The following is a 21,137-nucleotide window of genomic DNA, read 5'->3' on the forward strand; positions in this document are numbered from 1 at the left end:
GGGTCATATGAGAAGCTTATGGAAAAAGGGGCGGCAATACGCCGCCCCAGTGGGGTTTACAGTAAAACGAGGGGCATCCAGACCAGGCCGGTTATCACCAGCAGCACGAGGAAGATCAGGCCAAAAATGGCACCTAATCGCCAGTAATCTACCGTTGGCAAATAGCCGCTACCGTAGTAGATAGGGCTTGGGCCGGTTGCATAGGGGGTCAGAATGCTGCCCAGACCAATCGCCGCCCCCACCATCAGGCAGAAGACTGGCAGTGGGATAGCGGGCATCGCCAGAGCGGCGGCAATCATCATCGGCGCCAGTGCCGAGGTGTATGCCGTGGCGCTGGCAAAGAAGTAGCGCAGCAGATAAAACACCACGATCAGTGCCACCATCACCATCATTGGCGAGTAACCGCTTAGCCCGTTTGCCAGCAGCTTGCCAAACCAGGTGATAAAGCCGGTGTTATTGAGTCCAGTGGCGAGCGTTATCAGTGAGGCCAGCCAGAAAAAGACGTTCCACGCGGCTTTATTACTGACGATGTCATCCCAACTGATGATGCGCAGCACCAGCATTAGTGCCACCACGCTGTAACCGACCATCGCGGCATCGATATAGTCACCGCCGAAGATCCACAGCACCAGCGCGCCAACCATCAGCACCAGCATCTTTTTCTCACGCGCGCACAGCGGTCCCATTGCTTTTAGCTCGGTGTCTGCCCAGCGCGGTACCTGGTCGCCGGATTTCAGTACCGGCGGGTACAACACGTATGCCAGCCAGGGCACGATCAACACCAGCAAAATACTCAGCGGCAGCATCCCTAAGAACCAGTCTCCCCAGCTTAGCGCCGTGTGAGATGCACCTTTCATCAGACCGATTAGCAGCAGGTTTGGTGCCATCGCCGTTAAGAAAATAGCGCTGGTAACGCAATCAGCGACAATCCCCATCCACATAATGTAAGAGCCGATGGAGCGGGCGCTGGGATCATTGGGCTGTGAGTTATACAGCGGCGGCAGGTTGCGGATGATCGGGTAGATAATCCCGGCGCCACGCGCAGAGTTGGAGGGCGTGACAGGAGCAAGGATCAGTTCAGAGAACATCACCGCGTAGCCGAGAAACAACGTACGGTGCCCCATCTTTTTCACCAACATCAGCGCGATACGTCGACCAAGTCCGGTTTTCTCATAGCCGGTGCCAAACATAAAAGCAGCGAAGATCAGCCAGATAACCGAGTTAGAAAAACCCGATACCGCCCATGACAGCGATTTGGCGGTATATTTAAAACCGTCCTGCGCGAGTTGTTCAGGGCTAAACAGGATCCACGGCGACAGTACAGCGATAATCGAAATACCTATCATCGCGACGACCGCCCCCGGAACAGGTTCCAGAATGAGCCCCACAATCACGCCGGTAAAGACGGCAAAATAGAGCCAGGTGTGGCTCTCAAGACCGGTGGGAACGGGCAGAACAGCAATAATGGCGATAACCACCAGCGGAGCCAGGTATCGCCACCAACCAGCTAAAGGTGCCATTGTTGTATCCCTGCGAAAGGGGGAGGAGCACAGCGCCCCTCCGGGTGGGTTATTTGATGTAGTGCACGTGCTCGCAGATTTCTTCCACGATCGGATCCCGGCGTTCAGCGAACAACTTTTTGTTTTCAGCGATCAGGTTATTGCCGTGGGTGTCGATGGAGACAATCAGCGGGCCGAACTCTTTTACCCGGCATACCCACAGAGATTCCGGCATGCCCAACTCCGTCCAGTGCACTTCTTCGATCTCTTCAACCTGGGTTGCCGCAACGACTGCACAGCCTGCCGGGAAGATCACGTGCAGCGCTTTGAACTGTTTGCAGCCTTCTTCCGTCAACGGCCCCATACCGCCTTTACCTACCACCAGTTTCACACCTGTTTGCTCAATGAACTCTTTCTCAAAGGCTTCCATACGCATGCTGGTGGTTGGGCCAACGGAAACCATCTCCCATTTTTCACCGTTCTTACGTACGATTGGACCTGCATGGAAAATGGCTTTGCCGCTCAGGTCATACGGTATCGGGCGCTTAAGTTCGATCAGGCGGCGGTGGCACACGTCGCGACAAGTCACCAGCGTACCGGTCAGGTAAATCACATCGCCAACGCGGATGTCTTCCAGATCTTCGGCTTTGATCGGGGTTGTCAGGATCTTTTTCATAACGCGCTCCGGGTGTGAGACAGATTTTCGAAGGAGAGGTCAGCATGAACCAGCAGCGTGCCGCGACGGTGCGCCCAGCAGCCTGTAGAGACGGCGACGCCGATAGTGGAGGGATGGCGTGCGGCAGATTCGATATGTACGCCCATTACGGAGCTATTCCCGGTCAACCCTTGCGGGCCAATGCCCAGACGGTTAAGCCCCTCTTCCAGGCGCAGTTCCAGTTCAGCCGCTTTCGGGTTCGGGTGACGTGACCCGATAGGACGCAGTACCGCTTTTCGTGACAGCACGGCCGCGGTTTCTACCGAGGTAGCAATACCGACACCGACCAGTACCGGCGGGCAGGCGTTGACCGCCAGCGTTGAGATATTTTCGAAGACAAATTTCACTACGCCTTCGTAGCCTTCAGAAGGCATTAACACTTTGGAACGTCCCGGTAGCGTACAGCCACCGCCCGCCATGTAGACTTCGATTTCTGCATCGTCGCCGTCAGGGATGATATCCCAGGTGACCCATGGCACACCGGTGCCGGTATTTTTACCGGTATTCACTTCGTCAAAAATCTCGACCGCGTTATGACGTAGCGGCGCTTTGACGGTCGCGTCCTCAACGGCTTGTTTCAAAATGCTTTGCAGTTCGCCCAGCAGCGGAAAGCGGGAGCCGACCTTGACAAAGAACATGATTTCGCCGGTGTCCTGACAGGCCGGGCGGTTCAGGTCGATAGCCTTCTGCATGTTGTCAAACATGGTGTGGTAAATGATTTTACCCATTGGTGACGTTTCACCTTCGCGTAGCTGTTTTAATTTATCTACGACGTCGTCGGGCATGCGGGTAGAAATCATGGCGGTAAAATTCGCGACAATGCTAGTCAGCGTGTTTATCGCATTTTGGTTATTTTGCTTGCTCATTATGCTAACTCCAGTTCTTTTATTTATCTGGAAATAAATTCTCCGGCACAAACTACCACTAAAAATGTGGCTTTATATTATTTGCCACTGTGAATATCCAATTAACAGTTCGTGAATGATGTCCAGATAAGGCAATAAAAATTGCGCAAGGGCAGGGTTTAATTCGTATCAGAGAATTACACTGCGGTTAACAACATCACGGATATACTGAACATGCTGAACACTTATCCCCTGGCGAAAGACCTGCAGGTGCTGGTTGAGATTGTTCATAGTGGCAGCTTTAGCGCAGCCGCCGCGACGCTTGGACAAACGCCTGCGTTTGTGACAAAACGCATTCAGATCCTCGAATCTACGCTGAGCACGACACTGCTTAGCCGCTCTGCACGCGGCGTGGTATTAACGGAAAGCGGGCAACGCTGTTATGAACATGCGCTGGAGATCCTTGCCCGTTATCAGCATCTGGTGGATGATGTCACACAAATCAAAACGCGTCCGGAAGGGATGATTCGTATCGGCTGTAGCTTTGGATTTGGGCGTAGTTATATTGCTCCTGCTATTACCGAATTGATGCACAGCTATCCTGAATTACAGGTGCATTTTGAGCTTTACGATCGGCAAATTGATTTAGCTCAGGATAATATCGATCTGGATATTCGGATTAATGATGATATTCCTGATTATTATATTGCGCATTTGTTAACGAAAAACAAAAGAATATTGTGTGCCGCACCGATATATTTACAAAAATATGGCCTGCCGATGACGTTACAGGAATTAAGCCATCACGATTGCCTGGTAACGAAAGAGCGCGATATGACCCACGGGGTATGGGAGCTCGACAATGGTCAGGAGAAAAAAACGGTTAAGGTAGCAGGGCACCTCTCGTCCAACAGCGGTGAGATAGTGCTGCAGTGGGCGCTGCAAGGAAAGGGGATTATGTTACGCTCCGAATGGGATGTGCAGCCGTTTCTGCGCAGCGGCGAGCTGGTTCGCGTACTGCCAGACTACGCGCAGAGCGCCAACATTTGGGCGGTTTATAAGGAGCCGCTGTATCGCAGCGTTAAGTTACGCGTGTGCGTGGAGTTTCTGGCAACGTGGTGTCAGCACAGATTGGGGAAGCCTGTTGAGGGGTATCAGATTCCACAAGCCGGATAAGACGCGCTAGCGTCGCCATCCGGCAAGAAAATCACTCAGGGTCTTTTTCGCGCTTTTTCTTTAGCTTGGTCCAGATTTTTGTCTCCTGACGACGCCACAGACGCTGGATGTTGTCATGGTGACGCAGCAGAATTAAGCATGACAGCATGGAGACCGGGAAGGTGAACTGAGGGTTGAACCACCAGACGTAGAACGGCGCAATCAGCGCGCTGACGATAGCGCCTAATGATGAATAGCCGCTCAGCAGGACGGTTAGCAGCCAGGTACCGGCCATTACGCCAGTAAGATCCCAGCCAATCGGCGCAATCGCGCCAAAGGCGGTGGCTACGCCTTTTCCACCTTTAAAACCGAAAAATATCGGCCAAATATGCCCCAGGCAGGCTGCGATAGCGATCAATCCCAACCAGAAGGGGCTGACGCCTAGCGCGTATGCCCCCCAGACGGGTAACATACCTTTCAGGACGTCGAAAATCAGCACGGCGACGGCGGCCCCTTTGCCTCCAATTCGCAGCACGTTTGTCGCGCCCGGATTCCCAGAGCCGCTTGCACGCGGGTCCGGCAATCCAGCGAGGCGGCATACCAGAATGGCACTGGAAATTGAGCCGCAGAGGTACGCGAAGATGATCATTCCAGGCGCGATTGCACTCATAAGCTGTTCCGTTTTGAAAATGTCGTGTAAAACGCTACTTCTGTGGATAATACGCATATTTCGCCGGAAGTGGTATCCGGGTTAGCCAAAAAGCAGGCAGGTCGTGATGGATATTGTATTTATAGAGCAACTTTCAGTAATCACCACTATCGGTGTTTATGACTGGGAACAAACTATCGAACAAAAACTGGTGTTCGATATCGAAATGGCATGGGATAACCGTAAATCTGCCAAAAGTGATGATGTCGCTGATTGCCTGAGCTATGCTGATATTGCTCAAACAGTTGTTAATCATGTGGAAGGTGGGCGTTTTGCGCTGGTTGAACGTGTGGCGGAAGAGGTGGCGGATCTCCTGCTTAGCCGCTTTAATTCCCCGTGGGTACGCATCAAGCTCAGCAAGCCTGGGGCGGTAGCCAGGGCGGCAAACGTCGGCGTTATCATCGAGCGTGGCAATAATCTGAAAGAAAATAATTAACTTAATAATATTTAAACCAAACAGGTATAAAAGAGTCCTGACGTCGGCTCTTTTTTGCCGTGCTTTTTCTCTTTCGTTAGGGGTTTATTGATGAGTGATATGCACTCGCTGCTGGTAGCGGCAATTTTGGGTGTGGTCGAAGGGCTGACGGAGTTCCTACCCGTTTCCAGTACCGGCCATATGATAATTGTTGGCCACCTGTTAGGTTTTGAGGGCGATACCGCAAAAACGTTTGAAGTCGTGATCCAACTGGGTTCCATTCTGGCGGTCGTGGTGATGTTCTGGCGACGTCTGTTTGGTTTAATTGGCATTCACTTTGGTAAGACCCCGCATGAAGGCTCTGGTAAAGGGCGACTGACCCTCGGGCATATCCTGTTAGGGATGATCCCGGCGGTGGTACTGGGATTGATTTTTCACGATACTATCAAGTCACTGTTTAACCCGGTCAACGTGATGTATGCGCTGGTGGTGGGGGGCGTGCTGCTGATTGCCGCAGAATGCCTGAAACCAAAAGAGCCGCGTGCGCCGGGGCTGGATGATATGACTTACCGCCAGGCGTTTATGATTGGTTGCTTCCAGTGTCTGGCGTTGTGGCCGGGTTTTTCACGCTCCGGGGCGACCATTTCCGGCGGTATGCTGATGGGGGTGAGCCGCTATGCGGCATCTGAATTCTCATTCCTGCTGGCGGTACCGATGATGATGGGCGCGACGGCGCTGGATCTCTACAAGAGCTGGTCGTTTCTCAGCGCATCAGATATCCCGATGTTTGCCGTCGGTTTCGTGACGGCGTTTATCGTGGCGCTGGTAGCGATCAAAACCTTCCTGCAATTGATTAAACGGATCTCGTTTATTCCCTTTGCGATTTACCGCTTTATTGTTGCTGCCGCGGTTTACGTCGTGTTCTTCTGATTACTTACTGTGGTGCCGGATGGCGGCGTTCCGCCTTATCCGGCAACGCATTGTCTATGCTTTCGGGCAACGCTGCTCCTTCCAACTGGCCACTGCTGCAATGCGACGTCGGGTCAGTTCCTCGCGAATTGCCGGTCCTTTAAAACCAGCCTCGACAACCTCTTTTGTGGGTACCGCTTGTGCAACCTGCCAGGCTTCGCGCAGCAATCTGCCCTGCGGATAATCTGCTGCTTCAAAACCCGTTCGACCACGTACGTCGGCCTCGCTGGTCAGGGCGATTTGTTCCACACGTTGTGGTTTACGCCAGGCATCAATGGAATCAAACAGCTTCACGATGGTTTTGGGCTGCAGGAGCGGGAAGGTGTGAATCAGATCGTGAAATTCGGCTACCAGTTTGGCTAAGTCGCGGATGTCATTAGGCACGCGCATGCGTTGGCACAGTTGTTCTACCAGCTTAACGCCTGCCGGGCCGTGACCATGGTGGCGCGGCCAGAGTGCTTTGGGTGTCAATGCTTTACCGAGATCGTGACACAGCGTGGCGAAACGCACGTCGATCTCCGGGCTTAACATGGCCGCCATCGACAGCGTCATCAGCGTGTGAATGCCGGTGTCGATTTCCGGATGCCATTGTGCGGGGGCTGGAACGCCAAACAGAGCATCTACTTCCGGGAACAGCACGCACAGGGCATCGCAATCGCGCAGGACCTGGAAAAATACCTGCGGATTACGGGTGGTTAAGGCGCTTTCTGTCTCTTTCCACACGCGTTCTGGTGTCAGGTGTTCCAGCTCTCCAGTGGCGGCCATGTTGCGCATCAGCATCATGGTTTCATCAGCAACACGAAAGCCAAGGTGTGCATAGCGGGCAGCAAAACGCGCCACGCGCAGGACGCGCAGCGGATCTTCACTAAAAGCAGGGGATACATGACGCAACAAACGATTTTCCAGATCGCCACGACCGTTATACGGATCGATAATCTCTCCGTCGTCGTCACGGGCCAACGCGTTGATCGTCAGATCCCGGCGCTGTAGATCGGCTTCCAGCGAAACGTCCGGCGCGGCATAACAGGTGAATCCAGTGTAACCTGAGCCCGATTTTCGTTCGGTGCGCGCCAGCGCATACTCTTCCCGGGTGCGTGGGTGGAGAAACACGGGGAAATCGCGACCGACCTGCTGATAGCCCGCGTCAAGCATCTCCTGCGGCGTGGCGCCGACAACGACCCAATCTTTATCTTTAATCGGTAGCCCTAATAACGCATCCCGAACAGCACCACCGACCAGATAAATCTTCACGCCACTTTCCTTTTGAAAAACAGTATTCCTTAATCATATGTCAGTGTGACAGAGAAGGCGATTCAGTTCATCCAGCGATCTTTGCGCTTCCGGCTCGGGATCATGTGTGGCAGAACCAGACCGAGAAGCAGGCCGAGTCCGAGCACGCCGCCGCCATACATGAACCATTGCATGATGATAGTACGTTGCTTGTCATCAAGCTGCAGGTTAGCGGCGCTGACTTTCTTTTGCGCCACAATAAGCTCGTTCTTCAGCTTCTGGTTTTCTTCCTTCAACCCGTCGATCACGCTGTCGCTTTGCGATACTTTTTGCTGCATATCGGCGGTGCGTTGATTCCAGGTGGTATCGATATTATTGAGCTTATCGGTCAGTGTCTTAACCTGGTTTTCCAGGTCGGGTACACGGGTACGCAGGCTTGGCGTACTGTTCAGCTCTTTAAGTGGGATCCACGCGGTACGTCCAGTGCTGTCTTTCACCTGGGCGTAGTTGGTGTTGGCGTCAGTCTGTAAAAGCGTTACTTCCTCGCCGGCGTTAACCGTGCCCACGAGGCGATAATTATCTCCCGGACCGCTGCGGACCCAGGTGTTCAGTTCATCAGAGACATAGCGCTTCTCTTCGGCATGAGAGACTGCAGTGGCGCTAAGTGCGAGTAAAGTTAATCCAATCAGGCGTAATTTTGGCATCAGGCTGTCGTTATTGTCATAGAAAGTGGAACGATAGTAGTGGCATCAGTGTCTCTACGCAAAGCATTCGACATCAATCGGAATCATCTGTGTCCTTTTTGCCACCACTCGAAACTTTTACGCCCGTCAAATTGCTCGTTGCATGGCAATTTGGCGCAAAATACTATCTACTGACAATCAAGAATGCACTTAGTTCGCAGTCTGTTTACTCAACTGTGACATAACCCATAAGTACAAGAACATGGCCCAGGAAATCGAATTAAAGTTTATCGTCAATAGTGATGCTGTAGATGCGCTACGTGAACGTCTGAATACATTGGGGGGAGAGCATCACGCCCCCAGCCAGTTGCTGAATATTTACTACGAAACCCCGGATGCCTGGTTGCGAGGCCATGATATGGGGCTGCGTATTCGCGGTGAGAACGGTCGTTATGAAATGACCATGAAAATTGCCGGACGGGTAACGGGCGGTCTGCATCAACGACCAGAATATAATGTCGCCTTGAGCGCGCCGGAACTGGATCTCACCCAGTTTCCTGCTGAGGTTTGGCCCAATGGTGAACGGCCAGCCGATCTTGCCTCTCAGGTGCAACCGTTGTTCAGCACCGATTTTTACCGCGAGAAATGGGTGGTTGATGTCGACGGCAGCCGGATTGAAATCGCTCTCGATCTGGGGGAAGTGAAGGCCAGCGAGTGTGCAGAACCCATCTGCGAGCTTGAACTTGAGTTGTTGAGCGGCGATACCCGTGCGGTACTGAAGCTGGCAAGTCAGCTGGTGTCACAAACCGGTTTACGCCAGGGCAGTCTGAGCAAGGCGGCTCGTGGTTATCATCTGGCACAGGGGAACGCGCCGCGTGAAATCAAACAGACGGGCATTCTGAAAGTCCCTGCGAAAGCGAGCATTGAGCAAGGACTGGAAGCGGCGCTGGAACTGGCATTATCGCAATGGCAATACCATGAAGAGTTGTGGGTACGTGGTGTTAAAGGGGCGAAAGCCGAGGTGCTGGCGGCAATGGGGTTGGTTCGTCATATTCTGATGCTGTTTGGCGGTAATGTCCCGCGTAAAGCGAGCGCTCACTTACGTGATTTGCTGACGCAGTCGGAAGCCACCATTGCCTCAGAGGTTTCTGCTGTCTCGGCGGTTTACAACACGCAAACGGCGATGGCAAAACTGGCGCTTACTGAATGGCTGGTGACCAAAGCGTGGCAACCGTTCCTGGATGCGAAGGCGCAGGGAAAAATTGCCGACTCTTTTAAACGCTTTTCCGATACCCATCTCTCACGCCATGCTGCTGAACTGAGAACGACGTTTGGTCAACCGTTAGGCGATCAGTATGCTGACCAGATCCCACGCCTGAATCGCAATATCGATAGCATTCTGATGCTGGCTGGTTACTACGATGAGAATGTCGCATCGGAATGGATTGCCAACTGGCAGGGGCTGCGTCATGCCATCGAAACCCGCCAACATATTGAAATTGAACACTTCCGTAACGAAGCTATCTCTCAGGAACCGTTCTGGCTGCATAGCGGAAAACGATAATCAGGCCTCTGGGGACAGAACAGTGTGTAAGCCGGATAAGGCGATGCGCCGCCATCCAGCACCATTCAAAGGATAACCCGTAGATGAAGCAGCTCTCTTCACCATTACAGCAGTACTGGCCGACCGTTGTTGAGCGGCTGCCAGCAGCAATATCTGAGTCTTCACTTAGTGTGCAAGCGAAGTCAGTGCTTACATTCAGTGATTTTGTTCGCGACAGTGTGATTGCCCATCCTGAGTGGCTGGTGGAGCTGGAAAGCGCCGCGCCACAGGCTGATGAATGGCAACACTATGTCACCTGGTTACAGCAAGCGTTGAACGACGTCAGTGATGAAGCGATGTTGATGCGTGAACTTCGCCTGTTCCGCCGTCGCATTATGGTGCGCATTGCCTGGGCGCAGACACTGTCGCTGGTGGCTGAAGAGAGTATTTTGCAACAGCTAAGTCACCTGGCGGAGACGCTGATCATTGCCGCACGTGATTGGCTGTATGACGCCTGTTGCCGTGAGTGGGGAACGCCCTGTAATCAGGATGGCACCCCACAACCGCTGCTGATTTTAGGGATGGGAAAACTCGGCGGCGGCGAGCTGAATTTTTCTTCCGATATCGATCTGATTTTCGCCTGGCCGGAACATGGCTCTACACAGGGTGGACGGCGTGAACTGGATAACGCGCAGTTCTTTACCCGTATGGGGCAGCGGCTCATCAAGGTGTTGGATCAGCCAACAATGGATGGGTTTGTTTATCGGGTAGACATGCGCTTACGTCCGTTTGGCGACAGCGGTCCGTTGGTGCTGAGCTTCTCCGCGCTGGAGGATTATTACCAGGAGCAAGGGCGCGACTGGGAACGCTATGCAATGGTAAAAGCACGTATTATGGGCGATGTCGACGGTACTTATGTCAGCGAGCTTCGCGCCATGCTACGACCGTTTGTCTTCCGTCGCTACATCGATTTCAGTGTGATCCAGTCCCTGCGTAACATGAAAGGAATGATTGCCCGTGAAGTTCGCCGTCGCGGTCTGAAGGACAACATTAAGCTGGGTGCGGGCGGTATTCGTGAAATTGAATTTATCGTTCAGGTATTCCAACTGATCCGCGGCGGGCGTGAGCCTTCTCTGCAATCCCGTTCGCTTTTACCGACACTAAGCGCCATCAATGCGCTGCATTTGCTGTCTGATACCGATACGGAACAATTGCGGACGGCCTATCTCTATTTACGCCGCCTGGAAAATCTGCTGCAGAGTATCAATGACGAACAGACCCAAACGCTGCCGGGCGATGAGCTGAACCGGGCAAGACTGGCGTGGGGGATGCGTGTCAATGACTGGCAGCAACTGACCGATGTGCTGGCGGCACACATGAGTAATGTGCGTCGGGTGTTTAATGAGTTGATTGGCGATGACGACAGCGAAACCCAGGAAGAGTCGCTGTCGGAACAGTGGCGCGAGCTGTGGCAGGATGCGTTGCAGGAAGATGATACTACGCCAGTGCTGATGCATCTGGCGGATGACGATCGCCGCCGTGTGCTGACGCTGATCGCCGATTTCCGCAAAGAGCTGGATAAGCGCACGATAGGCCCGCGGGGGCGTCAGGTGCTGGATCATTTGATGCCGCATCTGCTGAGCGATGTCTGTTCCCGCGATGATGCTTCCGTGCCGCTGTCGCGTATTACTCCGCTGCTGGTGGGTATTGTCACTCGCACGACTTATCTGGAACTGCTGAGCGAATTCCCAGGGGCGCTTAAACACCTGATTTCGCTGTGCGCTGCTTCACCCATGGTGGCCAGCCAACTGGCACGCTATCCGCTGTTGCTCGATGAACTGCTGGATCCTAACACGTTGTACCAACCCACGGCGACTGACGCCTATCGCGATGAGCTACGTCAGTATTTGCTGCGGGTACCGGAAGATGATGAAGAGCAGCAACTGGAAGCGCTGCGTCAGTTTAAGCAAACGCAGTTGCTGCGTATTGCGGCGGCTGATATCGCCGGGACGCTGCCCGTCATGAAGGTGAGCGATCACCTGACCTGGCTGGCGGAAGCCATTATTGATGCCGTAGTTCAGCAGGCATGGACGCAAATGGTCGCCCGCTACGGGCAACCAACGCATCTTGGCGATCGTGAAGGCCGCGGTTTTGCCGTTGTTGGCTACGGCAAACTGGGCGGTTGGGAGCTGGGTTATAGCTCCGATCTCGACTTGATCTTCCTGCATGATTGCCCGATGGATGTGATGACTGACGGCGAACGTGAGATTGACGGGCGGCAGTTCTATCTGCGCCTGTCGCAGCGCATTATGCATCTTTTCAGTACCCGCACCTCATCTGGCATTTTGTATGAAGTGGATGCACGGCTGCGTCCGTCCGGTGCGGCGGGAATGCTGGTGACCTCAACAGAAGCTTTTGCTGACTACCAACGTAACGAAGCCTGGACGTGGGAGCATCAGGCGCTGGTGCGGGCTCGTGTGGTGTACGGCGACCCGCAACTAACCTCTCAGTTTGATAGGGTGCGGCGCGATATCATGACGCTCGCCCGTGATGGAAAAACGTTGCAGACAGACGTGCGTGAAATGCGTGAGAAAATGCGCAGCCATTTAGGCAATAAACATCGCGATCGTTTTGATATCAAAGCAGATGAAGGTGGTATCACCGACATTGAGTTTATTACGCAATACCTGGTGCTGCGCTATGCCCACGAAAAACCCAGGCTGACGCGCTGGTCGGATAACGTGCGCATTCTGGAATTACTGGCGCAAAACGACATTATGGACGAACAGGAAGCGCTGGCGCTTACCCGCGCTTACACAACGCTGCGCGATGAACTTCACCATCTTGCCCTGCAGGAACTTCCGGGCCATGTCGCGCCGGAGAGCTTCAGTGCTGAACGTACGCTGGTGCGTGACAGCTGGCAGAAGTGGCTGGTTGCCGAGTGAAGTATGCTATTATCGCGCGCAAATTTTAAGACCCTCAGAGAATCTCTCAGGAGACAGGAATGAAAGTAACGCTGCCAGAGTTTGAACGTGCAGGAGTCATGGTTGTCGGTGATGTGATGCTGGATCGCTACTGGTACGGCCCTACCAGCCGTATCTCCCCAGAAGCGCCGGTCCCGGTGGTAAAAGTGGATACCATTGAAGAACGTCCCGGTGGCGCAGCAAACGTGGCGATGAACATTGCCTCCCTGGGAGCGAATTCGCGTCTGGTGGGGCTGACTGGCATTGACGATGCGGCGCGTGCACTCAGTAAAACGCTGGCGGATGTAAACGTAAAATGTGACTTCGTTTCCGTGCCGACGCATCCGACGATAACCAAGCTGCGCGTGCTTTCCCGTAACCAGCAGTTGATTCGCCTGGACTTCGAGGAAGGCTTTGAAGGTGTGGATCCGCAGCCACTGCATGAGCGTATCAATCAGGCACTGGGCTCTATCGGTGCGCTGGTGCTGTCGGACTACGCCAAAGGTGCGCTGGCAAGCGTTCAGCAAATGATTGCACTGGCACGTAAAGCTGGGGTTCCGGTACTTATCGATCCGAAAGGGACCGATTTTGAACGTTACCGCGGCGCGACACTGTTGACGCCGAATTTGTCCGAATTCGAAGCGGTCGCGGGTAAGTGCAAGAGCGAAGATGAACTGGTTGAACGCGGCATGAAGGTGATTGCTGATTTCGGGCTTTCTGCATTGTTAATCACGCGCTCCGAACAGGGAATGACGCTGCTGCAACCGGGCAAAGCGCCATTGCACATGCCGACGCAAGCGCAGGAAGTGTATGACGTGACCGGTGCGGGCGATACGGTTATCGGCGTGCTGGCAGCGACGCTTGCCGCGGGTAATTCGCTGGAAGAGGCGTGCTATTTTGCTAACGCGGCTGCGGGTGTCGTGGTCGGTAAGCTGGGGACGTCCACCGTTTCGCCTATTGAGCTGGAAAACGCCGTGCGCGGTCGGGCTGATACCGGCTTCGGCGTGATGAGTGAAGATGAGCTGAAGCAGGCTGTCGCCAGCGCCCGTAAACGTGGTGAGAAAGTGGTGATGACCAACGGTGTCTTTGACATCCTGCATGCGGGCCATGTCTCTTATCTGGCAAATGCGCGCAAGCTGGGTGACCGTCTGATCGTCGCGGTTAACAGCGATGCGTCCACCAAACGTCTGAAAGGCGAAACTCGCCCGGTCAATCCGCTTGAACAGCGCATGATCGTGCTGGGTGCGCTGGAGTCCGTCGACTGGGTCGTCTCTTTTGAAGAGGATACTCCGCAGCGTCTGATTGCCGGTGTTCTGCCGGATCTGCTGGTAAAAGGCGGTGACTATAAGCCGGAGCAGATTGCGGGCAGCGAAGAGGTATGGGCGAACGGCGGTGAAGTGCTGGTGCTGAACTTCGAAGACGGTTGCTCAACGACCAATATCATCAAAAAGATCCAGAAAGACAGCGATAAATCGTGAATGCTGGAGAGGCATCGAACATTTCGTTTCGGTGCGCATCTCGATGTTGACGCTGCTGTTTTTTCGACCTAAAGTAAAAGAATAAGGGTGAGAGGGGATTTATCCCCCCTCTGATTGACTGTTAGTAAGTGGGGAAACTTATCAGTAACAGCACAACCAGTATGATGACGAGCTTCATCATAACCCTTTCCTTATTAAAGCCCCTTCTTCGAGAGGGGCTTTCTCGTTGCAGTCCTTGCTGACAAGGCGATTGTTGGTGAGTGTCCATGCAGGCACAAGGGCTTTCTCATCTCGATTTTCTATTGCTGGATCGGCTACGCAAAAAGAGCTTTTCCTGGAAGGCTGAACGTAGAACTGTCCGTGAACGTAATCCAGTCGTTGAACTTCATTATTGGTTTAACGCTTATTCCCTCAAATTTCGTGGAAAAGTGTGAAGCAGGGCCCTTATTTTGCGCACATAATGTACAGAACAGCTTCGCGTATAGAGAAATACTGAAATCAGAAAAAGCATATGGCCTTAACAGATATTCAATAACTGGAGGGTATGCTCATGAACAGCAATATGTATTCACTGAACAATTTCGATTTCCTGGCCCGGAGTTTTGCCAGAATGCAGGCTGAGGGCCGACCCGTTGATATTCAGGCTGTAACTGGAAATATGGATGAGGAACATCGCAGCTGGTTTTGCAAACGCTATGTACTTTACTGCCAGCAGGCAACAGAGGCGAAAAAATTAGAACTGGAACACTAACACATTAACGGGCCTTACGGCCCGTTGTCGTCTTTATACTTGTGGATCAACTGGCGGGATTGCGGGCGCAGGCTTAACTTCAGCCGTTTTCTCACGCGCTTCAAGCTCAGTCAGACGTTGCTCAAGCAGCGCCAGTTTTTCACGGGTACGCAGTAAAACCTGGGTTTGTACGTCAAACTCTTCGCGGCTTACCAGATCCAGACGTGTCAGCTGCGACTGCAGCGTTTGGCGAATTTTTTTCTCGACGTCTTCGCCAAACTCCCGGATCCCTTTCGGCATCGACTCGTGAACCTGACGAGCAATCTGCTCAATTTTTTTCGGGTCAATCATTATGGTTTCCCTGAACTGGTACGTGTTGCTGCCTATTGTAGTGCGAACTGCCCCAGGCATAAACCAGAATTGTGTGAAGCTAAGTCGAGTAAAGGCGTTGATGAAGGTAATCAATAGCGTTATAGTTAACCCGCTTATTCTCAGGGCGGGGCGAAATTCCCCACCGGCGGTAAATCAACGAATGTTGAAAGCCCGCGAGCGCTTTTTGCTACGGTAAAAAGGTCAGCAGATCCGGTGTAATTCCGGGGCCGACGGTTAGAGTCCGGATGGGAGAGAGTAACGATCCAGTCGGGCATGGACCCGCTCACGTTATTTTTTTGCCGCTTTGACGGCACTCCTAAGACTGCCCTGATTCTGGTAACCATAATTTTAGTGAGGTTTTTTTACCATGAATCAGACGCTACTTTCCTCTTTTGGTACGCCTTTCGAACGTGTTGAACATGCGCTTGCTGCGCTGCGTGAAGGACGCGGTGTGATGGTGCTTGACGATGAAGACCGTGAAAACGAAGGTGATATGATTTTCCCGGCAGAAACCATGACTGTTGAACAGATGGCGCTGACCATCCGTCACGGTAGTGGTATTGTTTGCCTGTGCATCACTGAAGACCGACGCAAACAGCTCGATCTGCCTATGATGGTGGAAAATAACACCAGCGCTTACGGTACGGGTTTTACCGTGACCATTGAGGCTGCAGAAGGTGTGACTACCGGTGTTTCCGCAGCAGACCGTGTCACTACAGTTCGCGCGGCGATTAAAGATGGCGCTAAACCTTCCGATCTGAACCGTCCGGGTCACGTTTTCCCGCTGCGCGCTCAGGCTGGTGGTGTGTTAACTCGCGGTGGCCACACCGAAGCAACCATCGATCTGGTGACGCTGGCTGGTTTTAAACCGGCTGGTGTACTGTGCGAATTGACTAATGATGATGGCACCATGGCGCGTGCGCCGGAGTGCATCGAATTTGCCGGTAAGCATAATATGGCGGTGGTTACTATTGAAGACCTGGTGGCTTACCGTCAGGCGCATGAGCGCAAAGCCAGCTAATTGCTGACTACCGCGATAACCGTGGTAGGGATAAAAAAACCGAAGTCAGTTTTCTGGCTTCGGTTTTTTGTTATTGCGGCCAGGCTATTTTGATCTGGCCAGTTTTGAAGCCCAGGCACCGCTCATCACCAGCAGCAGCATTAAACACAAACCAAAGGCGAGCAAGCAGGCTTGTGCCATATTCATGAACTGCCACGGTGGCAGCAGATACCAGCCTTCAGACTGTTGATACAGATCGACAAACCACTTCTGCATGCTGCTCAGCACCACGCCATCAGGAACAATCGGGGCGTCATACCCGCAGTCTCCGGTAGGCTTAAACCATTCCGGAGCCCAGTCTGCCAGCGGCAAATTGAACGGGAAGGTTGGGTCAGTTGAACATCCCTGCACGCCAAAGAGTGAATCCGGGTCTGGGTTGTGTACCGCATGATGAATGTCATTAAGTTTTATCGAGAACTTAATACCCGAGAGGCTGCCGTAAAACGCCATGACGCAGCCAGTCAACTTCAACACCACGTTTTTAGGGTTTACTGCTGCAATAAGCCCGCCAAAAACCATCACGAACATGGCAAAGCGAATGTAGACACATTGCTCGCAGGGGGCCATGTAGAGATAGATCTGAAAGAACGAGTGCGCCAGGATAATCAATCCCCCCATTGCACAAGCCATCAGCAACCACAGAAAGCGTCGTTCCTGCCATCTCACCAGAGTATCAACTGGCGTAGTACGTAAGTCTCGCCACAATCTTTTTATGAAAGCCATAGCCGGGTCCCTGTTTATTTTGCTGCCAGCTCTCTGATAAGCTCAGCCATGGAATCAATGGATTTGATACTTTTGGTGTAGATCAGGTATTTACCATTGACGACATAGGCCGGGACGCCCTGAATTTTGGCGACATCATACGCCGCTTTCCATTTCTCCAGCGTTTGCTGAACGGCGGGATCTTGCAGCGCGGCGTCAAAATCCGCCTGACTCATTCCTGCTGCATCCAGACCCGTTTTGATGAATGCGGCAGGATCTTTACCGTCTGACCAACGCTCCTTCTTGTCGTGATAGGCTGCGTAATAAGCGAACTTGGCTTTTTTGAACTGTGATTTGGCATCAAACAATGAAATACCTGCCGTCTGGTCCCTGGCAATCATTACGGCAAAGATTTCACTGGCCTGTTTGCCATACTCCCCTTTTGTTTCCAGATGAAATGGTGTGAAAGTGACGACATCGGCGACTTTGTCTGAAACGAGTTCTGTTACCGCTTTGTCGTATTTGTAGCAGAACGGGCAGGCGTAGCTGAATACTTTAATCAACGTTTTATCCGCGTTGGGAATCGGTTTTTCCAGCACCATATAGTCAGTACCTTCGGTAAACGCCGATGCAGCAAATGATGAGGCAAGTGCAACGGTTAATACCATGCATTTAAATAATGAAGTGATCCATTTAGATGACATAATTAATCCTTAATCTGACGTGATTATTTAAACATGTGCTGTGGGTGAACCAGCAATGCACGGTAGTGAGTTTGGTTTGGCTTATCGGACAGGACATTAATTTCAACTTTGACTTCTTTTGTTTTGTAGTCAATTTCGTTGATTTTGCCGATGGTTGGCTGTCCAACGTCGAATAAATTAATTGAACCACCAAATCCAAACATGGTATCGCGATCTTTTTGATATTCGATTACTGAAGTGATGGGACTGTAAAAATCGTAGCCGCGTTCTTTGCCGTATTCCCAGATTTGCTGGACGGTGCCTTTTTTCTCGTCAATTTTATATTCGACGAAACGGGAGTATTTCATCGTTGGCAATGCTGGTTGTTCGAGTCCACGACCATCTCCATTGTCAAAGACAGTTAATGTCCCCTTGCTGGAAAGCCAGGCGGTGTGTTGGGTGTAGGTAAAATCGAAATCGGTATTCTCGCACTTACCGTTTTCGTTACATTTTAACGCGTTGCCTTTGCCATCAACCGGTTTTAACAGCTTACTTGCCAGCGCCTTATTCCAGCCTTTAGACGGCGCCAGAATCCACTTCACTTGCTTATCACGACCGATTTTAACGACGCCCTGATGGCGGGAAGAGAGAATAATGGAGTCGTCTTTGGCATCATAGGCGATAGAGTTGACGTGTGCCCAGTTACGGCCAGCGCCCACGCCGAGGGCGTCGCCGTATGGTGTATCGGGCTCCAGTTTCGCCTGCTGTCCTGCATGCGCGAGGTCGACATTAACGCACACTGCACCGGCGTCTAATGCACCCAACAGGGCATCCCGCAGCGGGTCGAGAATTTTTGTCAGGTCCCAGACGTCAACAACCCGACCCGATTTATCGACTTCGAGGATTTGGTCACGAATGGTATGTACATGCATGCCATCTTCTTTACGGTAATTACGCTTACCTACACGCAGTAATACCGTGCCTTTAACTGTTTCGATAGACTCATGCGTAGCATCAAGGAATCCGCGTGGCAGTTTATGATTTTCCAGTACCTGTCCCAGCATATCGAATTCATACCAGTGTTGCCCCTGTACCGCGGTAAACGTTCCGCGTGGCGTTTCGCGAATCCCCATCAGGTAACCACGTTTATTGATATCAACATCATGACCGTCATAGAACGTCTCTTGATCCAACCACCAGCGGTACTCGCCTTCCGTGTCGACAACGAAAGTAAACGGAGCGATGTCAAAGGGGAGAGCGCCTCCGGCCGGACCAGCATCAAGAATGCCGGCATTTTTGTCTTTTTCACCGTGCCAGTGAAGATCTGAGCCCTGAGAAGTAAAGGTGTGGGTATTTACCATATACAGGCGGTCTTCAAAGCCAGGCGCGACCTTAACAACGTTTGTTTGCTGTAAATCGGAAATAGAACGGTTATCCATATAGTGATTAACGATGGCGGATGTCTGCACCACGTAATCTTCTTTTATGGCTTTGCCATTTTCGTTATATTCAACAGTGACTTTATTAGCGAATTTTTGATAAAGACCAAAAATAGGTACACCGTCATAGGTTGCTAACGATTCTTTGCCAACGGTATAAGTTACAGGAACCCCTTTCTCACCTTTACCGTGGACGGTGACTTTAACATCTGAAATAACGTGGCTGTCTAATTCAATCAGGGCGGTAAGTGGCGCATTTCCATAAGGGTCAACAATTATTGCTCCTAACTTTCCTGCGGGTTTGGCAGGTTGAAAACCCGCTGCAAAAGAATTTACGGCGGTTAACCCGCATGTCAGGGCGATAGCGCCAACGAGGAGTGTTTTACGGTATTGTTTAAGCATGGATATATCTCCTTATATTACTTATAAATATAATTTATGTGAATGAAATATATTTCCGGAAGCAATAATTAAATGATATCTTTCGAGTGCTTGTTATAAATAAATGTATTTATTGGTTTGGAATATATAAGTTATCAATGATTAGTGTTTTTATTTCTTTTTGATAGTAGGTTGGAGGTATTTCCAGAACAATAATTATTATTCTGTAGTGTGATCCTTGCGACATTGTTTTATTTCTAATACACGTTTTGCAATTGGCTTTAGCTATTGATTTATATGATCGAAATCATATGTTTGTTTCTGAATTGTGCCACTATAGTGGTAGGTTGAAATAAGATTATGTGAAATTTTAACGTTAAATGTTTAATGATGTTAAATTTTAAGGGTGAAAGAATGTTTATTGCCTGGTATTGGATGGTATTAATTGCACTGGTTGCTGTGGGTTATTATTGCCATATGAAGCGTTATTGTCGGGCATTCCGGCAAGACAGAGATGCCTTACTTGAGGCGCGAAATAAACTATTTCGTCGCTCTGGCGAAGATAGCAGCGCGATTAAGGAACAGAAATAGTCTTTCACTTTCTGCTATGGATGAGCGGATGCTGTTAATTAGCAGGGGGCATCCGCCCTTTGAATTAACCAATTCCCATGGACTGGAGGATGACGAGGCTTAACCCCATCACCGACATGCCACAAAGTACCCCATAGCTGGGATTATTATTCGGGTCGATCTCTTTTGCCAGCGGCATTAGCTCGTCGACGGACAGCGCCACCATAATACCCGCGACAGCCGCCATTATTGCCGCCATCACGATCGGCGAGATGAGACTTCCCAGAATTAACCACGCCAATACACCACCCAGAATTTCTGCCATGCCCGAGATCCCGGCCCAGAATATCGCCGTACGTTTGGACCCCGTTGCCGCATAGACCGGTCCCGCAACGGCTAGTCCTTCAGGAATATTGTGTAATGCGACGGCAAGGGCAATACCAAAGCCCAGTTCGAGGTTGCTGCTGGCGGTAACAAACGTCGCAATCCCTTCCGGGAAGTTGTGCAGGCTGATGCCGAGCGTTAATAAAATTGCGGTACGTTTAATGGAGCCGGGAAGCGGCTGCTTTGTTTTCTGTACCAGATCCTGAGGGTGCGCGTGCGGCAATAGACGATCCAGACCAAAATAGCCCAGCAAGCCAACGATAAACATTCCGTAGCCCAGCACTGGCGACATGCCTTCAGCAGCCAGCGCGGCGGGGAGCATCTCCATCAGGGAGATCAGTAACATAATTCCGGCGGCGAAGCCTAAAGAAAAGGCGAGAACGCGGTTGGAGGGCTTTTGCCCTAACACGCCGAGAAATGCGCCGATAAATGTGGCGGCGCCTGCCAGTAAAGTCAGAAGTAAAGGTACTGACATCGACAAATAAAACTCCTTATCAATCTACTTCTCGGACCAGATCTTCAAAATAACTGATGATCTTCATCATGGTTATCTGAGTTCTTCATCAGCCAAATAAGCGTATTGTGGTGATATCAAAATGACTCCCTCAGTAA

Annotated in this window: 20 protein-coding genes and 1 riboswitch; of the genes, 8 read left to right on the forward strand and 12 right to left on the reverse strand. The window is 51.7% G+C overall.

The features are described from left to right. Positions 1-56: 56 nt before the first annotated feature. Genes OGX95_RS11255 through ttdA form a run of 3 tightly spaced genes read right to left on the reverse strand, consistent with a single transcriptional unit; the run spans position 57 to position 3,083 of the window. On the reverse strand, positions 57-1,520 hold the full coding sequence (locus OGX95_RS11255) for an anion permease (RefSeq protein ID WP_286629469.1): 1,464 nt from the start codon (positions 1,518-1,520) through the stop codon (positions 57-59). Positions 1,521-1,569: 49 nt separating this feature from the next. Beyond that, positions 1,570-2,175 (reverse strand): L(+)-tartrate dehydratase subunit beta, encoded by a 606-nt coding sequence (ttdB, locus tag OGX95_RS11260; protein ID WP_137382541.1) that lies wholly within the window; start codon positions 2,173-2,175, stop codon positions 1,570-1,572. Further along, the gene (ttdA, locus tag OGX95_RS11265; RefSeq protein WP_286629725.1) at positions 2,172-3,083 is read right to left on the reverse strand and encodes a L(+)-tartrate dehydratase subunit alpha; all 912 of its coding nucleotides are present in this window, start codon (positions 3,081-3,083) and stop codon (positions 2,172-2,174) included. Before ttdA ends, ttdB begins: the two co-directional genes overlap by 4 nt. 210 nt (positions 3,084-3,293) lie before the next feature. Between ttdA and ttdR the strand changes: the two genes are divergently transcribed. Then, entirely contained in the window at positions 3,294-4,235 is a 942-nt protein-coding gene (ttdR, locus tag OGX95_RS11270; protein ID WP_286629470.1) for an L-tartrate utilization transcriptional activator TtdR, read from the forward strand. 31 nt (positions 4,236-4,266) lie between these two features. Here the strand turns inward: ttdR and plsY are convergent, their stop codons facing one another. After that, positions 4,267-4,884, reverse strand: coding sequence for a glycerol-3-phosphate 1-O-acyltransferase PlsY (plsY, locus tag OGX95_RS11275; RefSeq protein WP_286629471.1), 618 nt, complete (start codon positions 4,882-4,884; stop codon positions 4,267-4,269). A 106-nt stretch (positions 4,885-4,990) separates the two neighbouring features. Here plsY and folB point away from each other — a divergent pair, with 106 nt between their 5' ends. Further along, positions 4,991-5,359: a bifunctional dihydroneopterin aldolase/7,8-dihydroneopterin epimerase gene (folB, locus tag OGX95_RS11280; protein WP_038633959.1), complete on the forward strand. Its 369-nt coding sequence runs from the start codon at positions 4,991-4,993 to the stop codon at positions 5,357-5,359. Positions 5,360-5,449: 90 nt separating this feature from the next. Continuing rightward, entirely contained in the window at positions 5,450-6,268 is an 819-nt protein-coding gene (bacA, locus tag OGX95_RS11285; RefSeq protein WP_286629472.1) for an undecaprenyl-diphosphate phosphatase, read from the forward strand. Positions 6,269-6,322: 54 nt separating this feature from the next. On the opposite strand, the gene OGX95_RS11290 is transcribed toward bacA, so the two are convergent. Both OGX95_RS11290 and OGX95_RS11295 read right to left on the reverse strand, forming a co-directional pair. Then, positions 6,323-7,558: a multifunctional CCA addition/repair protein gene (locus OGX95_RS11290; RefSeq protein ID WP_286629473.1), complete on the reverse strand. Its 1,236-nt coding sequence runs from the start codon at positions 7,556-7,558 to the stop codon at positions 6,323-6,325. A 62-nt stretch (positions 7,559-7,620) separates the two neighbouring features. Further along, positions 7,621-8,241, reverse strand: a complete 621-nt coding sequence (locus OGX95_RS11295) for a TIGR04211 family SH3 domain-containing protein (protein WP_048213254.1) — start codon at positions 8,239-8,241, stop codon at positions 7,621-7,623. 241 nt (positions 8,242-8,482) lie between these two features. Here OGX95_RS11295 and OGX95_RS11300 point away from each other — a divergent pair, with 241 nt between their 5' ends. The 3 genes from OGX95_RS11300 (at position 8,483) to hldE (ending at position 14,204) form a co-directional block, all read left to right on the forward strand. Next, complete coding sequence (locus OGX95_RS11300) at positions 8,483-9,784, forward strand: CYTH domain-containing protein (RefSeq protein WP_286629474.1); 1,302 nt, start codon at positions 8,483-8,485, stop codon at positions 9,782-9,784. Between the two features lie 83 nt (positions 9,785-9,867). Next, the gene (gene glnE, locus OGX95_RS11305) at positions 9,868-12,708 is read left to right on the forward strand and encodes a bifunctional [glutamate--ammonia ligase]-adenylyl-L-tyrosine phosphorylase/[glutamate--ammonia-ligase] adenylyltransferase (protein WP_286629475.1); all 2,841 of its coding nucleotides are present in this window, start codon (positions 9,868-9,870) and stop codon (positions 12,706-12,708) included. Between the two features lie 59 nt (positions 12,709-12,767). Beyond that, the gene (gene hldE / locus OGX95_RS11310) at positions 12,768-14,204 is read left to right on the forward strand and encodes a bifunctional D-glycero-beta-D-manno-heptose-7-phosphate kinase/D-glycero-beta-D-manno-heptose 1-phosphate adenylyltransferase HldE (RefSeq protein ID WP_286629476.1); all 1,437 of its coding nucleotides are present in this window, start codon (positions 12,768-12,770) and stop codon (positions 14,202-14,204) included. 121 nt (positions 14,205-14,325) lie between these two features. Here hldE and ibsE read toward each other — a convergent pair whose 3' ends face one another. Further along, a complete protein-coding gene (gene ibsE / locus OGX95_RS11315; RefSeq protein WP_286629726.1) occupies positions 14,326-14,385 on the reverse strand; it encodes a type I toxin-antitoxin system toxin IbsE in 60 nt (19 codons plus the stop codon). Between the two features lie 363 nt (positions 14,386-14,748). On the opposite strand from ibsE, the gene glgS reads away from it, so the two are divergent. Next, complete coding sequence (gene glgS / locus OGX95_RS11320; protein WP_286629477.1) at positions 14,749-14,955, forward strand: cell surface composition regulator GlgS; 207 nt, start codon at positions 14,749-14,751, stop codon at positions 14,953-14,955. 33 nt (positions 14,956-14,988) lie between these two features. Here the strand turns inward: glgS and ubiK are convergent, their stop codons facing one another. Further along, on the reverse strand, positions 14,989-15,285 hold the full coding sequence (gene ubiK, locus OGX95_RS11325; protein WP_202037734.1) for a ubiquinone biosynthesis accessory factor UbiK: 297 nt from the start codon (positions 15,283-15,285) through the stop codon (positions 14,989-14,991). A 132-nt stretch (positions 15,286-15,417) separates the two neighbouring features. Beyond that, a riboswitch (FMN riboswitch) is annotated at positions 15,418-15,567 on the forward strand. 106 nt (positions 15,568-15,673) lie between these two features. Between ubiK and ribB the strand changes: the two genes are divergently transcribed. Next, on the forward strand, positions 15,674-16,327 hold the full coding sequence (gene ribB / locus OGX95_RS11330; protein WP_286629478.1) for a 3,4-dihydroxy-2-butanone-4-phosphate synthase: 654 nt from the start codon (positions 15,674-15,676) through the stop codon (positions 16,325-16,327). Positions 16,328-16,411: 84 nt separating this feature from the next. On the opposite strand, the gene dsbI is transcribed toward ribB, so the two are convergent. From dsbI to zupT, 4 genes are all read right to left on the reverse strand, one after another. Continuing rightward, the gene (gene dsbI / locus OGX95_RS11335; protein WP_286629479.1) at positions 16,412-17,089 is read right to left on the reverse strand and encodes a protein-disulfide oxidoreductase DsbI; all 678 of its coding nucleotides are present in this window, start codon (positions 17,087-17,089) and stop codon (positions 16,412-16,414) included. A 14-nt stretch (positions 17,090-17,103) separates the two neighbouring features. Continuing rightward, entirely contained in the window at positions 17,104-17,772 is a 669-nt protein-coding gene (locus OGX95_RS11340; protein ID WP_286629480.1) for a thiol:disulfide interchange protein DsbA/DsbL, read from the reverse strand. Between the two features lie 23 nt (positions 17,773-17,795). Beyond that, the gene (gene assT, locus OGX95_RS11345; protein WP_286629481.1) at positions 17,796-19,592 is read right to left on the reverse strand and encodes an arylsulfate sulfotransferase AssT; all 1,797 of its coding nucleotides are present in this window, start codon (positions 19,590-19,592) and stop codon (positions 17,796-17,798) included. A gap of 634 nt (positions 19,593-20,226) precedes the next feature. After that, positions 20,227-21,000 carry a zinc transporter ZupT gene (zupT, locus tag OGX95_RS11350; RefSeq protein WP_286629482.1) on the reverse strand — a complete coding sequence of 258 codons (774 nt, stop codon included), beginning with the start codon at positions 20,998-21,000 and terminating at the stop codon, positions 20,227-20,229. Between the last annotated feature and the right edge of the window lie 137 nt (positions 21,001-21,137).

Source organism: Citrobacter sp. Cu233, from assembly GCF_030332225.1.
GTDB lineage: Bacteria > Pseudomonadota > Gammaproteobacteria > Enterobacterales > Enterobacteriaceae > Citrobacter.

Excerpts from the sequence above, each read along its gene's own strand:
- OGX95_RS11255 (WP_286629469.1), bottom strand. The coding sequence starts at position 1,520 with ATGGCACCTTTAGCTGGTTGGTGGCGATACCTGGCTCCGCTGGTGGTT.
- ttdB (WP_137382541.1), bottom strand. The coding sequence starts at position 2,175 with ATGAAAAAGATCCTGACAACCCCGATCAAAGCCGAAGATCTGGAAGAC.
- ttdR (WP_286629470.1), top strand. The coding sequence starts at position 3,294 with ATGCTGAACACTTATCCCCTGGCGAAAGACCTGCAGGTGCTGGTTGAG.
- plsY (WP_286629471.1), bottom strand. The coding sequence starts at position 4,884 with ATGAGTGCAATCGCGCCTGGAATGATCATCTTCGCGTACCTCTGCGGC.
- folB (WP_038633959.1), top strand. The coding sequence starts at position 4,991 with ATGGATATTGTATTTATAGAGCAACTTTCAGTAATCACCACTATCGGT.
- bacA (WP_286629472.1), top strand. The coding sequence starts at position 5,450 with ATGAGTGATATGCACTCGCTGCTGGTAGCGGCAATTTTGGGTGTGGTC.
- OGX95_RS11295 (WP_048213254.1), bottom strand. The coding sequence starts at position 8,241 with ATGCCAAAATTACGCCTGATTGGATTAACTTTACTCGCACTTAGCGCC.
- OGX95_RS11300 (WP_286629474.1), top strand. The coding sequence starts at position 8,483 with ATGGCCCAGGAAATCGAATTAAAGTTTATCGTCAATAGTGATGCTGTA.
- glnE (WP_286629475.1), top strand. The coding sequence starts at position 9,868 with ATGAAGCAGCTCTCTTCACCATTACAGCAGTACTGGCCGACCGTTGTT.
- hldE (WP_286629476.1), top strand. The coding sequence starts at position 12,768 with ATGAAAGTAACGCTGCCAGAGTTTGAACGTGCAGGAGTCATGGTTGTC.
- glgS (WP_286629477.1), top strand. The coding sequence starts at position 14,749 with ATGCTCATGAACAGCAATATGTATTCACTGAACAATTTCGATTTCCTG.
- ubiK (WP_202037734.1), bottom strand. The coding sequence starts at position 15,285 with ATGATTGACCCGAAAAAAATTGAGCAGATTGCTCGTCAGGTTCACGAG.
- ribB (WP_286629478.1), top strand. The coding sequence starts at position 15,674 with ATGAATCAGACGCTACTTTCCTCTTTTGGTACGCCTTTCGAACGTGTT.
- dsbI (WP_286629479.1), bottom strand. The coding sequence starts at position 17,089 with ATGGCTTTCATAAAAAGATTGTGGCGAGACTTACGTACTACGCCAGTT.
- OGX95_RS11340 (WP_286629480.1), bottom strand. The coding sequence starts at position 17,772 with ATGTCATCTAAATGGATCACTTCATTATTTAAATGCATGGTATTAACC.
- assT (WP_286629481.1), bottom strand. The coding sequence starts at position 19,592 with ATGCTTAAACAATACCGTAAAACACTCCTCGTTGGCGCTATCGCCCTG.
- zupT (WP_286629482.1), bottom strand. The coding sequence starts at position 21,000 with ATGTCAGTACCTTTACTTCTGACTTTACTGGCAGGCGCCGCCACATTT.